13 protein-coding genes and 2 pseudogenes are annotated in these 13,886 nt (G+C 61.9%); 9 read left to right on the top strand and 6 right to left on the bottom strand.

The window, feature by feature from the left end; all coding sequences use genetic code 11:
• The first annotated feature begins 1,461 nt into the window (after nucleotides 1–1,461).
• From QPC17_RS01205 to QPC17_RS01195, 3 genes are all read left to right on the top strand, one after another.
• Nucleotides 1,462–1,770 carry a helix-turn-helix domain-containing protein gene (locus QPC17_RS01205; protein WP_285347381.1) on the top strand — a complete coding sequence of 103 codons (309 nt, stop codon included), beginning with the start codon at nucleotides 1,462–1,464 and terminating at the stop codon, nucleotides 1,768–1,770.
• Nucleotides 1,771–1,941: 171 nt separating this feature from the next.
• Nucleotides 1,942–2,241 (top strand): hypothetical protein, encoded by a 300-nt coding sequence (locus QPC17_RS01200; RefSeq protein WP_024058949.1) that lies wholly within the window; start codon nucleotides 1,942–1,944, stop codon nucleotides 2,239–2,241.
• A gap of 1,519 nt (nucleotides 2,242–3,760) precedes the next feature.
• On the top strand, nucleotides 3,761–5,077 hold the full coding sequence (locus QPC17_RS01195) for a hypothetical protein (protein WP_285347380.1): 1,317 nt from the start codon (nucleotides 3,761–3,763) through the stop codon (nucleotides 5,075–5,077).
• 674 nt (nucleotides 5,078–5,751) lie between these two features.
• On the opposite strand, the pseudogene QPC17_RS01190 reads toward QPC17_RS01195, so the two are convergent.
• Nucleotides 5,752–6,461: pseudogene (locus QPC17_RS01190) on the bottom strand (IS6 family transposase).
• A gap of 475 nt (nucleotides 6,462–6,936) precedes the next feature.
• Complete coding sequence (locus QPC17_RS01185; RefSeq protein WP_284793671.1) at nucleotides 6,937–7,326, bottom strand: heavy metal-responsive transcriptional regulator; 390 nt, start codon at nucleotides 7,324–7,326, stop codon at nucleotides 6,937–6,939.
• A gap of 108 nt (nucleotides 7,327–7,434) precedes the next feature.
• Here QPC17_RS01185 and merA point away from each other — a divergent pair, with 108 nt between their 5' ends.
• The 6 genes and pseudogenes from merA to QPC17_RS01155 all read left to right on the top strand — a co-directional run.
• Nucleotides 7,435–8,859 carry a mercury(II) reductase gene (gene merA, locus QPC17_RS01180; RefSeq protein ID WP_284806782.1) on the top strand — a complete coding sequence of 475 codons (1,425 nt, stop codon included), beginning with the start codon at nucleotides 7,435–7,437 and terminating at the stop codon, nucleotides 8,857–8,859.
• Between the two features lie 34 nt (nucleotides 8,860–8,893).
• Nucleotides 8,894–9,547: an organomercurial lyase MerB gene (gene merB / locus QPC17_RS01175; RefSeq protein WP_101733959.1), complete on the top strand. Its 654-nt coding sequence runs from the start codon at nucleotides 8,894–8,896 to the stop codon at nucleotides 9,545–9,547.
• Between the two features lie 126 nt (nucleotides 9,548–9,673).
• On the top strand, nucleotides 9,674–9,889 hold the full coding sequence (locus QPC17_RS01170) for a hypothetical protein (protein ID WP_038613943.1): 216 nt from the start codon (nucleotides 9,674–9,676) through the stop codon (nucleotides 9,887–9,889).
• Nucleotides 9,890–10,008: 119 nt separating this feature from the next.
• Nucleotides 10,009–10,491: a TlpA family protein disulfide reductase gene (locus QPC17_RS01165; RefSeq protein WP_141745922.1), complete on the top strand. Its 483-nt coding sequence runs from the start codon at nucleotides 10,009–10,011 to the stop codon at nucleotides 10,489–10,491.
• Nucleotides 10,488–11,444 carry a cytochrome c biogenesis CcdA family protein gene (locus tag QPC17_RS01160; protein WP_034666335.1) on the top strand — a complete coding sequence of 319 codons (957 nt, stop codon included), beginning with the start codon at nucleotides 10,488–10,490 and terminating at the stop codon, nucleotides 11,442–11,444. Before QPC17_RS01165 ends, QPC17_RS01160 begins: the two co-directional genes overlap by 4 nt.
• A gap of 375 nt (nucleotides 11,445–11,819) precedes the next feature.
• Nucleotides 11,820–11,970, top strand: a pseudogene (locus QPC17_RS01155) (IS481 family transposase); the annotation flags it as partial.
• Between the two features lie 263 nt (nucleotides 11,971–12,233).
• Here QPC17_RS01155 and QPC17_RS01150 read toward each other — a convergent pair.
• From QPC17_RS01150 to QPC17_RS01135, 4 genes are all read right to left on the bottom strand, one after another.
• Nucleotides 12,234–12,548, bottom strand: a complete 315-nt coding sequence (locus QPC17_RS01150) for an NIPSNAP family protein (protein ID WP_230208643.1) — start codon at nucleotides 12,546–12,548, stop codon at nucleotides 12,234–12,236.
• A 105-nt stretch (nucleotides 12,549–12,653) separates the two neighbouring features.
• Complete coding sequence (locus QPC17_RS01145) at nucleotides 12,654–12,983, bottom strand: DMT family transporter (RefSeq protein WP_034666342.1); 330 nt, start codon at nucleotides 12,981–12,983, stop codon at nucleotides 12,654–12,656.
• Nucleotides 12,980–13,339 (bottom strand): DMT family transporter, encoded by a 360-nt coding sequence (locus QPC17_RS01140; protein ID WP_034666344.1) that lies wholly within the window; start codon nucleotides 13,337–13,339, stop codon nucleotides 12,980–12,982. The genes QPC17_RS01145 and QPC17_RS01140 overlap by 4 nt, the downstream gene beginning before the upstream one ends.
• Entirely contained in the window at nucleotides 13,336–13,881 is a 546-nt protein-coding gene (locus tag QPC17_RS01135) for a TetR/AcrR family transcriptional regulator (RefSeq protein WP_034666346.1), read from the bottom strand. The genes QPC17_RS01140 and QPC17_RS01135 overlap by 4 nt, the downstream gene beginning before the upstream one ends.
• Between the last annotated feature and the right edge of the window lie 5 nt (nucleotides 13,882–13,886).

Raw genomic sequence — 13,886 nt, 5'->3', positions numbered from 1 at the left:
TGCAATGCGTGTCTGTGTCTCTCTCTTAAAAGGTTTGGGTCGAAATACCGCAAAATTACGAAACACCGCCGAAATGTGACGTGTCTATGCAGGTCACAGCGTTATCGCGTGTTTCGTAGTTTTGTTCTTTTCGTTTGCGGAAATCACGAAACCGCAGGTAGAGCGTTTCGTAATTTTTTCGTATTTTGATCGGCAAATTACGAAACGAGGTCAAAACTACGAAACGAACACACAACACCTGTGTTGCGTGTCACACAACGGCGCGCCACGGACGTGTTGCAGCGTGGCAGTATCCCGGCCGTGTCACATAGCTGCAACCCCTGCAGCGTGCCCTCAACGAGGACGCTCTGTGTCGTAGACATGTGCCTGCAATGCGTGTCTGTGTCTCTCTCTTAAAAGGTTTGGGTCGAAATACCGCAAAATTACGAAACATCCCCGAAATGTGACGTGTCTATGCAGGTCACAGCGTTATCGCGTGTTTCGTAGTTTTGTTCTTTTCGTTTGCGGAAATCACGAAACCGCAGGTAGAGCGTTTCGTAATTTTTTCGTATTTTGATCGGCAAATTACGAAACGAGGTCAAAACTACGAAACGAGCGCGCTACAGACGTGTCACAGGTCATAAAAAGGCGCGCCCCTTGCGTGTCACCGTGACGCAGCATCCCGGCCGTGTCACATAGCTACAACCCCTGCAGCGTGCCCTCAATGAGGACGGTCTATGTCGTAGACATGTGCCCGTGATGTGTGTCTGTGTCTCTCCCTTAAAAGGTTTGGGTCGAAATGCCGCAAAATTACGAAACATCCCCGAAATGTGACGTGTCTGTGCAGGTCACAGCGTTATCGCGTGTTTCGTAATTTGGTTTTCCGATTTTCGTAGTTCTACGAAACCGCAGGTAGAGCGTTTCGTAATTTTTTCGTATTTTGATCGGCAAATTACGAAACGAGGTCAAAACTACGAAACGAGCACACTATAGACGTGTCACAGGTCACAAAAAGGCGCGCCCCTTGCGTGTCACCATGCCGCCACACAACAGCTGCCCCACCACAACACCCCAGCCGTGCCACGTGGCGTGTAGAAACGTGCTCGGTTCGATTCGTAAAGATTAGGTCGCAGGCTATTGTGCGCGACGCATAAGTTCCGTACGATGGCCCCCAGACCGTATGTGGCGTTTTAATTCGTTTTTGGTTTAGCCAGCCGCATACGGGGGATAACCCCGAGGATAATTCATAAAGAGACAGCCTCTCGACCGTGATAGGCGCGGTTCCTCCGACGAGATAGACCGGTCGGCAACGGCATTGCCAACCACAAAAGCGGTCAGGTAGGGAGTAAGCGCTCCCGTAAAGCGATGGGACGGCAGACCACCGTTCTAGCGAGTTGAGCACGGCACTCCAAGCCGCCTGAATAGCAAGCCGGTAAAGCACCCCGCTCCGGGACAGATCAATCTGCCCAGGAGCGTTTTTCTATGTCCGAAAAGGACACGACTACCGCCGTCGCGCCACGCTCTTACACGCTGCAGGAACTCGCCGATCTCGGCGTCGGCTCCGAGTCCACGTTGCGAAAAGCTATTAAAGAGGGCCGTCTTTCATTCCACCGTTTCGGCACCGCCTATCGGATTCGCCAAGACGATCTCGACGCCTACCTCGCGGCCGCACGCCGCCCTGCCCCGCAGCTATTCGACGGCTTCGTCGATGCCGTCGTGAATGCAGCGCCCCAACTGACAGATGAGCAGCGCCAGCAGCTCGTCACGGTGCTGGGCGGTGTGAAGCACTAATGCGGACAAACCCGCCTACGACGAGATCCCGCCGCTTAGCTCAGCTAGTCAGGCTGGGTCTTGAACTGAGTGCGAGGGCTGATGGGTGATGGCCGTGCTACTACACACGCGCGCTCCACCGTCGTGCCCCGAGTCCAAATAAACAGTTCATTCAACCAAGGAGAACAAACCATGTCTTTCAGAGACGATTACGCAGCAGCGCTGCGCGATGAGCAGCAAGCAAAAGATACCGTGAACGAGGCGCGCCGTGCACACAAAGCGACAAAGGAGCGCCTTGCGCAGTTGCGCAAGTATGCCGAAGAGTTCGAGGTGAATCTCGACGGTGACAAGTCCGCCAGCACCGAAGGGGACGGTGACAAGTCCGCCAGCACCGAAGGGGACAGCGATACACCTGAGAACGGTGACGGCGACACGCCTGAGAGCACCGAGGGCAGTAAGCCGAAGCGGCATCTAGAAGTTGTACCCGACTAACCCTTTAGCCGTACACGCAATCACCTCATGTGTGTACGGCCACGCGGCGTGACGACGTACAGCCGTCACGTTTGATGTCGCCACACACCCCGCTCGCAAGGGCGGGGTTTTCGCGTGTGTGCGGGTGGCTGCGGCACCGCTACACGTGACACTGTCACGATGCTTGCGCCGGTATCGGCGACGGGGCATATACACGTCTGCCCCGTCGCCTGGATCATCCGCCACATGGCTGGCGGTATGTCGCGCTGCTGTTATGCGCGGTTCTGGCCGGCATAGTCTTGTGTGGACTTGAAATATGCCGAAGACGGGGCCGTGGGTGCAGCAAAGACAGCAGCGTGGACAGAGCAGATTTCAGCAGCTGTGCTGCTGAAGATGCAACCGCGACGGCAGATGGTATGCGGCGCATGCCGCATAATGCCGCGTCGTGAGATACGCCAATATCCATCTCGGCAGGCTTGCCGTGATGGAGCGTTTCGTGATGACCCAAACACGACACATCGATGCTGGCATATCCGAATGTATATCAACGGGATATATCGGATTGCCGGCAGTGTCGTGATGCAGAGCATGGGTCATCACACAAGGTGCAGCGCCAGCTGCACTATTGGGCACCTTGACCGGAGCGCAGCGGAGGGAAAGGTAGACCCAGCCAGACCGAGCGAGCGAGGTCTGAGTCTGGGGCTGTAGGGGGCGGCGCGTCAGCGCCGGGCACCGGGTTATGCGAGCGCCAGCGAGCAGTAATACCCGGTGCAGTGCCTCGGCTATGCCGAGCGCCGGAGCGCAGCGGAGGCGTCGCACCCCCTTATGCCCTTTTCCCCCTTCTACCCCTATAACGACAAACATATAGGGGTTTTGACACAGAAGGGGGCTGCGACCTGCGTGTTTCGGGTCTTTACGTGGTCTTCGACCCTTACCCGAAACGGCCCGTTGATGCGCGAAGCGCACATGGTGCCTATGCAAAACCTGCAGGTCGCCACGCTGTGCGCACCACGTGTGGCGTCAGCCACTGTATGTCGGTCTTAAAGTAAGGGCCGATGACGGGTGGAAACGCCGCTTGCGGCGTCTTCCCGCGTCATCGAGACACCTGCAGCGAGCTTGCGAGCGCAAGGTGTCTAACCGAACGGCAAGACCGACATCGTCTAAGTGGTGCGCACAGCCACACCCTGCACCGTGACACCGCCGTTAGGCGGTTATTGCAGGGTGGTGAAAATCCCGCAGCGAGCTATCCGCCGCAAGGCGGTGTTGATGCTGCTGCGGGGGTTGAGACACGGGCCTGAAGTAACACACTCCATATCGGCCCGTACAACAAGCACAGTATCGGTGCAGACGTATCACGCTCGCGGCGGACATATGCGCGACAGCGCATGTGAGATACACCGCCAGCGACGTGTGTTTCGCAGCGCCCGCGCTGCAGCAGATCCAGCGGCAGCTGTTGATGCAAATGTGTAGCGCCGCGACTCGATTGGTTCATCTTTGTGGCAGCGGCTGTACGGCCCTGTGGCGGCCGTAGACGCCTCGGATGGACGGAGTGCGCGTGCAGAAGAACAGTTTCAAGACGTCGCTGTTCGTCGTGTATCTGCCGAAGTCGATGTGCAAGGAGATCCCCGACTACTACACCAGTGAGGTGGACGGGCGCGAAGTGAAACGTCCGCGCTATGTCGCCCGCGACTACGAGGAAGCAAAGCAGTACCTCGAAGAGTCAATGCGCTGGCTTGCAGAAAACTTCATCCCCGGCGGTATCGACGCAGTCGCTGGCGGTGATATGAACTTTGACGAATCAACGCCACACATCCAGTTCCAGGCGGATACGTTCTCACCGAAGCCCGAAGATCCCGACAAGCTCCGTTGCCGCCCCGGCATCGCGTACAACACTGACACCTCAGTGCGGTACACATCCGGCCCGAAGAAGGGCAAGCAGATCTCGGGTAACCAGAAGTTCATCGACGCGCAACGGGGCCTGCGCGAACACATGCACTCGCTCGGCTATCCGGTGGAACTAGAAGTCTCCGAACGTCATGACGAGTCACTCAACCTCGACCGCTACACCGAGCAACAAGACCGGGAGCGCGATCTCGCCAAGCGCGAGGATGATGTGGAAGTCAAGAAGCGATCCGTGCAGCGCGACATGGACGCGATCGAGCGTGATCGCGAGCAGGCAGCAAAAGAACTCAAGCAGGCCCAAGAAGCCAACGAGAAAGCGCAAAGTGTGCTGCAGCACGCCGAAGAACAGGCCCGCGCTGTTGCTGAGCGCGTACTTCGTGAATCACGCGAGAAAGCCGACCAGGACGCCGAACAGACCATGGGCCTTGCCGAAGCGCAAGCAGACGAGCTGCTCGAACGAGCCGAAGAGACTGCACGGGCCAAGGCGAGCGCGATTACAGCCACGGCCCGCAACGAAGCGGAGTCGATAACTCGCAAGGCCGACGAGGCCCATAAGCAGGCTGAGCGCGACGCCGAGACGATCCGCAACAAAGCACGAGATGAAGCCACGAGCGTCCGCGACGAGGCCACACGCGACGCTGCAGTAACGCGCAAGGATGCTCACGATGAGGCTGATCAGATCCGCCGCAACGCGCACGCGGATGCCGAAGACGAAGCCGCCATCATCATCGAAGAAGCGGTGAAGTCAGGACAGCAGTTGGAGCACTTGGATAAGAAGTTCCTGGTGCAAGAACTGCATCGTAGCCCGGAGCTGCTTGAGCGTTACACGCTGTTCAGGGAGTCGCAGACCTCAGGCAAGAAGGACGGGGCGCAGCAGCGCGCACGTGAGCGCATTGAGAAGCGCCGCCAGCAGCAACAGCAGCAGCGTGACCACGACGGCGGCATGGAGCTGTAGGGGCGCTCTCCCCTGCCCTGTACGGCCTTCTGAGGGCCGTATAGGGTGCCGTCGGCGTCCGTCGGTCATCGGCGGCGGGCAAACCGCTGAGATTCGGCGAAAAGCGAAGAAATCTCGGCTAGGCGGGGCCAGTGTCACTACGTTGCGCAGTGAATTGGCCTGTTAAGTGGCGGAGATAGTGCGCAGTACGTCGGTGTGTACGGCGGCGCATGTGCTGCGCAGAAGAGACGCCCGCAAAAGGGCCGGCAGAATGTCGTTGTCATTCTGTTGCGCAGTAAAGGTGTCAATAGAATGGCGAGCCACTTTATTGCCCGATTCACATGTCATTAAAGTGACAGGGCATTTGATTGCGCAGTAAACGTGTCGATGAAATGGGTGCCCAATACACAGTGCAACCTACGTGTTAATGAAATGTCGCGTCCACTACATAGTGCAGTGAATTGCGCAGCAGAAACGCCAGTAAAAGCACCGCTGCACTGCACTGTAAAACAGCACGGGTGATGTGCAACAAAGCGGCGTGTGAAATGCACCGTGAAATGTCAGTGCACCTAGAGCTGCACCACCGCTATTCCCCTACGACGTCCGAACGGCGCCTTGGTGCTGTTGCAAACTTCAGGCGGAGAGCCGTGACGACCCAGTCTTCATCCTCTGATGCTCGCTGCGGGTCGGCGTTCTCAGGCAGCCTCGAACACCCGGCTGACGATCACCGCATCCGGGTTCGGTTGCTCGTAGGCAAACATCGCGCCCTGGCCTTTCCGTAATGAGTGCATCGCTTCCATCCCTTTCAACGTCCGGTACGCCGAGGTCCGGTTTTTGAACGCTACCTTCGGCCCCAGGATTCCTTTAAGTCGGCCATGATCTCCCTCGATAACGTTGTTCAGGTATTTCACCTGCCGGTGCTCCACCGTCTGAGGGCAGATTCCCTCCGCCTTCAGCTCGGATATTGCCTTGGCCAGAGCTGGTGCCTTGTCGGTGTTGATGACCCGCGGGAACCCGGTTATCGTGTTCGACCTCAGGGTCTTGGCCAGGAAACGCTTCGCTGCGGCGACATTACGCTTTGGGGACAGGTAAAAATCCAGGGTATGCCCACCCGCGGTGATGGCCCGATAGAGGTAGCACCACTTTCCCCCGACCCGGATATAGGTCTCGTCCACCCGCCAGGACCGGGCCTGCCAATCCGGGACTTGTCGGTACCACCGGGTCTGCTTGTCCAGCTCAGGAGCATATTTCTGGACCCAGCGGTAGATGGTGCTCTGATCGACCGGTACGCCGCGTTCGGTCATCATTTCTTCCAGATCGCGGTAGCTGAGCCCGTAGCGGCAGTACCACCGGACCGCCCACAGGATGATTTCACGGGGAAATGACGACCGGAGAAGATGCCCATGGCTGTGATTATTTCACGCAGATCTTCCTATCGCCCGAACTTTGCAACAGCACCAGCGGAAACGGGGTTCTCGCGGGCCACGGTCGCACGTCACGTCGCCGCCCTTAAAGGGGCGGGTGAATGGCCCGAGCTGTAGGGGTCTCACACCGTAAGCAATATACGGTTCCCCTGCCCCCGGGCAGTGAAGAATGAGAGAACCCGGGTGAAGCAAGGTTCTCAGATAGCGGAAGACCCCGGGGAGCAGGGGGGGATTGCTCGACCCAGGGCCTTCGGACGCCTGCGGAGCAGGAACCCACCCCAGCGTCATCACGAAACTATCATTTGTACAAGCAGTGTGCAGGTCTTACGCGCTAGGGATGACTACTACGTCAGTCAATTTGTCGATTTTGCTGATGAGCTCTTCCTCAATTTTGTAGATCTGGCGGTATCTTTTTGCGAGAGCCTTTTGGCGGTCCAGGAGGTGTGCCCAATTGGATTACAAGTACCTACACACTTGATCGGTGCTGCACGTTTCAGGGTCCGGGTGTGCGGCGTCCTGTCTGAGGTCCGCGATAGTGTCGCGCAGCACGGAGAGCTGCGCGATCTGCTGCTCGATCTCAGCGAGGCGCACGTCAAGCAGGTCGCGCACGTGCTCGCAGGGCGCCTGGCCGCCGTCGCGGATGTCGAGGATCTGGCGGATCTGGGCGAGGGTCAGCCCGGCGGCCTGGCCCCGGTGGATGAACCCGACCCGACCCACGGCATCCTGGGCGTAGTCCCGATAGCCGGAGGCCAATCGCTCGGCCGGAGGGAGCAGCCCCGACTCCTCGTAGAACCGAAGGGTCCTGGTCGTGGTTCCGGTTGCTTCCGCAAGCTGTCCGATCCTCATGTTCGCCGATTCCCCTTCCAATGGCCACCACACTTGACCTTCCATTGTACTGGAAGGTTCACAATGGTTCCATAGGAACTTTTGAACCACAGGGAAGAGACATCTGGAATGACAAACGAAAAGTTCGATCTGGCGATTATTGGTTCCGGCGGCGGAGCGTTTGCGGCCGCGATCCGGGCCACCGGGCTGGGCAAGCGCGTCGTGATGGTGGAGCGCGGCACCGTGGGCGGGACATGCGTGAACACGGGCTGCGTCCCGTCGAAGGCGCTCCTGGCTGCCGCGGAGGCCCGCCACGTGGCGTTGGATTCGGCCCGCTTCCCTGGGGTGGCGGCCTCGGCGGGCCCGGTGGACATGCCGGCCCTGATTCAGGGCAAGGCCGCGCTGGTTGAAAGCATGCGCACGGAGAAGTACGTCGATCTGGCCGCGGACTACGGGTGGACGATGATCTCGGGGGACGCGTCGTTCACCGGAACCCAGGACGCACCGCTGCTCCGGGTGATCTCCCCGGATGGTGCAGTGAGAACGATCGAGGCCGGGCACTACCTCGTGGCCACTGGCTCCGCACCCTACGTGCCCCCCGTTCCCGGACTGGCCGAGGCCGGGTACCTGACCTCGACGACGGCGATGGAACTGGACGAGGTGCCCGAATCAATGCTGATCCTGGGCGGAGGCTATGTTGCCCTGGAGATGGCACAGCTTTTCTCCCGGCTGGGCTCCCGGGTGACCATGCTGGTCCGTTCCCGGTTGGCCTCGCAGGAGGAACCGGAGGCATCCAAGGCGTTGGCGGGGGTGTTCGCCGACGAGGGGATCCGGGTGGTCCGGCGGGCCATGGCCGACTCCGTGGCCTCCGGCCCGGACGGGGTCTCGGTGACGGCAAACGTGGCCGGGGACGAGGAGGTGTTCCGCGCTTCCCACATCCTCGTGGCACTGGGCCGCCGCCCAGTGACCGAGGGACTGGACCTTGACGCCGTCGGGGTGAAGACCGGCGCATCCGGCGAGATCGTGGTCGATTCCCGCCTGGCCACGTCCAACCCGCGGGTTTGGGCCGCCGGGGACGCGACCGGCCATCGGGAGTTCGTTTACGTCGCAGCGGCCCACGGCGCCCTGGCCGTGGACAATGCGTTCACCGATGCCCTGGCCGAGGTCGACTACCGGCACCTGCCCCGGGTCACCTTCACCAGTCCCGCCATCGGGGCGGTCGGGATGACGGAAAAGGAAGCTGTCGCCGCCGGGATCAGCTGCGAGTGCGGGGTCCTCCCCCTGGAGTACGTGCCGCGAGCCGTGGTCAACCGCGACACCCGCGGCTTCATCAAGGTTGTCGCGGACCGCGACACCGGACGGATCCTGGGCCTCTCCGCGGTGGCCAAGGACGCCGGGGAAATCGCCGCCGCCGGCGTCTACATCCTCGAAGCGGGCATGACCACCGCGCAGGTCGCCGCCGCCTGGAGCCCCTACCTGACGATGGCCGAGGGCATCAGGATCGCCGCCAAGGCCTTCACCACCGACGTCTCCAAGCTCTCCTGCTGCGCCTGAGCTGCAGCCCCCACTACCGAAGCAAAGGAATGCCATGACCGCCACCGACCAGGCCCTCACCTATCTGTTGTCCCCCGCGCGCTCCGGAATAGACCCGGACTTGTTCGTGCCGCTGCTGCGGCTCCTGGCCGAGGGCGAGCCCGTCACGGTCGCCGAACTGGCCACCGCCAGTGGCCGGAGCGAAGACACGGTCCGGCAGGGACTGGCCGCCGTCCCGGACACCGAGTACGACGACGAGGGCCGCATCATCGGCCTGGCCCTGACGATGCGGCCCACCCCGCATCGCTTCACCCTGGCCGGGGAACAGCTCTACACCTGGTGCGCCCTGGACACCCTCTTCTTCCCGGCCCTGATCGGGAAGGCCGCAACCATTGAGTCGACCTCCCCGGGTAGCGGGACCCTCATCCGGGTGATGACGGGCGCGGACGGCACGGTGACCTCCGTGCAGCCGGCCACCGCCGTCGTGTCCATCATCAGCCACCCGGGCACGGGGCCGGTGCGGTCATCGTTCTGCAACCAGGTCCACTACTTCGCCTCCCGCGAGGACGCCCAGCCGTGGTTGGATTCCCATCCCGACGGCGAAGTCCTGGACATCGAGGCGGCACACCGGGCCGGTGCCGCCATGGCCGCCGCCCTCCTCGCCGCGGCCGCCACGCGGGCCCCCGCGGCGCAGGACTCCTGCTGCTGAGCTTTAAAAGGACATGACATGACCCAGCACCCAGAACAGCCAGACACCGGCCATCAACCCGTCCGGCAGACCGGTCGCCCCGGGCGATACCACACACTGGCCGCAGGAATCGGCATAGCAGCGGCCATGATCCTGTGCTGCGCAGGACCCATCCTCATCGCCGCCGGAGCCCTCGGCGCGATCGCCGGATTCTTCTCAAATCCCCTCGTGTTACTCGCGGCCGCCACGGTGCTCCTGGCCGGGATCATCGCCGTCACCAGGCAGCGAAAACGCCACAGGACCGACGACTGCTGCCCTCCCGCATCCCCCGAGCACCACCGCACCGACCACGGCACCGCCTGAGTCCCCATCCCCATTCCTGGAAGGAACCACCAGACACCATGACATACCCGAGATCCCGCCGTTCTCTGTCCGTTCCCCGGCCCAGGCACCTCGCCTCCGCCCTGTTTCTGACAGCGGTCATGGCACTGACAACCGCCTGCGCCAGCTCACCGAGCGGCCCGTCGGCCGCGCCAGGCGGTTCGTCGCCCGACGCGGCCGGTGCCGTTGCTGTTACGGTCTCCGACATTGACGGCACTACCCGGACCATCCCGGACGGTAAGCCCGCAGCACTGTTCTTCTTCTCTGTCGGATGCGGTGAGTGTGTGGAAGGGGCCGATTCCCTGAACAAGGCCTCCACGGCCCTGGGAAGCTCGGCCGACTACCTCCTGGTGGACGTGGACCCCCGAGAACCGAAGGAGACCATCAACGGATTCCGCGATTACATCAAGGCCCCTGAGCTCCCTGCCGTCATCGACACCGGGGCCACACTGACCACCCGGTACAAGGTCACCTCCATGAGCACCCTGGTGGTGGTCGACGCGAAGGGTGACGTTACCTTCCGGGCCACCGACCCGTCTGCGGAAAAGATCCAAGAAGAACTCACCAAGGCCGGTGCCCAATGACAGCCCTGCTTGCCCTGGCCTTCGCCGCTGGAATGATTGCCCCGGTCAATCCCTGCGGTTTCGCCCTCCTGCCCGCCTGGATAGCCCAGACCATCGGGGACGCCCGGACGCGCCCGCTCGCGCTGCGTCTGGCCCACGGGCTCCGGGCCGGGCTCGCGCTCAGCCTCGGCTTCGCCGGGACCCTGGCAGCCTTCGGGCTGATCGTCAGCGCGGGCGCCAGGACCCTGATCAGCGCAGCGCCCTGGCTGGGAATGGCCACCGGGGTGATCCTTCTCCTGCTGGGCCTGGCCATGCTCACCGGACTCACACCACGGCTCCGTCTGCCGGCCTGGGCCACGAAACCCCGCACACAAGAAGCCGCAGGGGCAGGGCACAAAACCGGGCGCATGGTGGCCTTCGGGGTCGGATACGCCGCAGCATCCCTCGGCTGCACCCTCGGGGTGCTCCTGGCCGTGATCGCCCAAGCCCAGGCCGTCGCCAGCTACGCCGGGCTGCTCGCGGTCTTCGCCGCCTACGCCGCAGGCTCGGCCACTGTCCTGGTGCTCGTTTCGGCAGGCACGTCCATCGCCGGGGCCGCCCTCGGGCGAAGAATCACCGGCCTGGCCAAGCACAGCAACCGCATCGCCGCCTTCATCCTCACCATAACCGGCGCCTACCTCAGCTGGTATTGGTATCCCGCCGCCACCGGCGGAACCGCACAGGCCAACAGCCTCGCCGTATGGTCAGCCGCCGCCAGCGCCTGGATCAGCGACAACAGCACCCTGATCGCAGCCCTCGCCGCAGCCGTGGTGCTCGCATCGGCATTGGCCGCCCTCAACCGGCGCAGGAGACTGCGCATCAGACAGGGAACGCCGCCCACAGGCGAGGGCCCCGGGCAAAGCGGGGAACCCGACTGCTGCGCACCAACTCCGGACAACAACTCGACCGAGGACCGGCCAGGCACGATCCCGTAGCTGGCCGAGGACTCCCAAAAAGCAAGGGGGAGAGGGAACCGTGCCCCATCTTCTGGCAAACGAGGCGCCCGCCTATCAGGACAGGTTGGTACAGCGGCATCAGGCCGGAAGTCAATTCGTGCAGAGGACTTCGGGCAATCCGTCAGGAGCCCTCTGTACCGCCCCCGCAATGACGGGAACGTCAGTGTGGTGGACTTCGGAAAGCCACAGTGACACCCACTAGTTGTACTCGACCGTGACGTTGGTGGCACTTTCGGTCTTGTGAAATAGTTAGGCCTCCTGGCTTAGTGGAGCTGTCTAGTTCTTCACTGCCGGAGGCCTCTATGCCCAACGGTAACGCCCGCTTGACCACGCATGCGAGAGCGTTGCTGGTGGCCAGGCAAGCTCATCCATATCGATGTGAAGAAACTCAGCCGCATCCCCGACAGCGGCGGTTGGCGAGTCCACGACCGATCCGCGACCGGAAGACCCGATCGGGTTCGACCACGTCCATGCCGCTGTCGATGACCACACCCGACTCGCTTATATGGCCCACTAGCGGTCGCGGAGCGTCCTGAAAACCTAAAGTTTTATGAGACACCCGGCAGGAACTGGAATGTGAGACCGTTTCATGGGGCAATTGGCCTCCTCCCCGTCTCACTAAAGCGTCTCGCCCTAAGTTGTCGCAGGGTGGTGCTCGGTAGGGGTTTGTGAGGCATAATCGAGACATGAGGCTTTTGGGGTACACCCATCTGTACGCGCTGACCTGCGGCGTTGTGGGTTGTGCCGAGCGTGCTGCCGGAGTCCCTTTCAGTGTCCCTGGGGTAGGAGCGGCCGCATGAAGGTGCGCTCGTACCGCAGGACGCACCCGGACTCGTCTCGAATCCGGTCAGCGGCGATGAAGTCCGGGTGGGTGCCGAACAAGGTGCGGTACTGCTCGTAGGCAGCCAGGCTGGGGAAGCTGAACAGGGATTCCGCACGGTCGCTCACACCTTCCGCGGGTAGGTAGTACCCGTGGTGGGTGCCGCCGTGTTCGTCGACATGCCGCATCCAAGCGCGGGCGAACTGTTCAAAGGCCGCGATCTGGTCGGGGTCGATGGTGTAGTGGACGACACAGGTGATCACATCCACAACGCTAGGCCCACAGGCGCTCATTGGGGAGCCTTTGTCTGTGCGCCTCGTGGTGCACCTGGGGCACACCAATCTGCCTGGTTTACCTGCGGAAATGCGTCAGTTCGCCAAGTTGGCGCCGATTTCAACGGTGAGAACTCCGACGGCGATGAAGAGGATGCCGAGGGCCATGGTTCGGGTGAGGGGTTCGTGGAAGATGACCCGGGCGAGGATCGCGGTGAGAGCTACGCCGGATGCTGCCCAGATGCCGTAGGCGACGCCAAGGGCCATGCCGTCGGCCAAGGCGAGACTTAAGGCGACGAACGCCACGAGATACCCCGCGATGACGCCGATGAACCATTTCTTCACCCGGCCACCGTCGGAGGCTCGTAGCGACATGGTCGCGACGACTTCGGACAAGATGGCGCCTGCGAGGAAGATCCATCTCATGAGTTGACTCCTGCTTCCTGGGCTGCGGTTTGCTGAGCTTTCTGGGAGCCGAGTTCGACGGTGAGGACACCGCTGATGATCAGAACCATTCCAAGACCCATCACAGCAGTCAGAGGTTCACCGAAAATCGCGGCGGATAGCACAGCGGCGAGCACGACCCCGCTGGCTCCCCAGATGCCATAGGCGACGCCGATCTGCATTCCTTCGCGCAGGCAGAAGGTGAGGAAGACGAAAGTGCCGATGTATCCGGCAGCAACCACGATGTACCAGGATGGGTGATTGAGCGCCGCCTTGAGAGACAGCGTCGCCGCCACTTCGGTAGTGATGGCACCAGCGAGCAGGAACCACTGCTTCATGGGGTTGTTCCTTCGATCAGGGAGCGAATGCTGGAGACGACGGCTTCGAGATCCGCGCCGTGGAGGGTGGACACACCTGTGGCCTGGGCGCCCCAGAGTCCGTCGGCGGCGAGTCGGGCGGTGGTCAGCCTGGCTCGGGTGGCGGCGTCGAGATCGTCCGGGAGTTCGAGCCAGCGGCCCATCCGCGTAGTCCACGGTTCGGTGAGTTCGGGCCGGTACGTCGCTTGGCCCCAGATGATGAACTCGGCGCGCTTGGCGGCCCCGTGGGCGGCGACGTGAACGTAGCTCAGGAGCCGCTCGGTGGCGTTGGCGTTCTCGAGGGGCTTGCCAAGGGTGGCAGTCATGTCGTTCTCGACGTTGGCCGCAGCGTGGTCGACGATCGCGGCGAGCAGTACGTCGCGGTTGCGGAAGTGATATAGCAATCCCGGTTTGGTGAGCCCGGCCTCGTGGGCCACTGCGTCAAGGGTAATGTCGCCACCCTCCGCTGCGTTCATGACGCGGAGGGCAGCTTCCAGGATCTCGGAGCGCTGACTGGTTCGCATATAGC

This window comes from Trueperella bernardiae (assembly GCF_030246965.1).
In the GTDB taxonomy this organism is placed as follows: Bacteria; Actinomycetota; Actinomycetes; order Actinomycetales; family Actinomycetaceae; genus Trueperella; species Trueperella bernardiae.
Note: the sequence above shows the minus strand (reverse complement) of the source record. Positions and strands in the feature narration are given on the sequence as shown.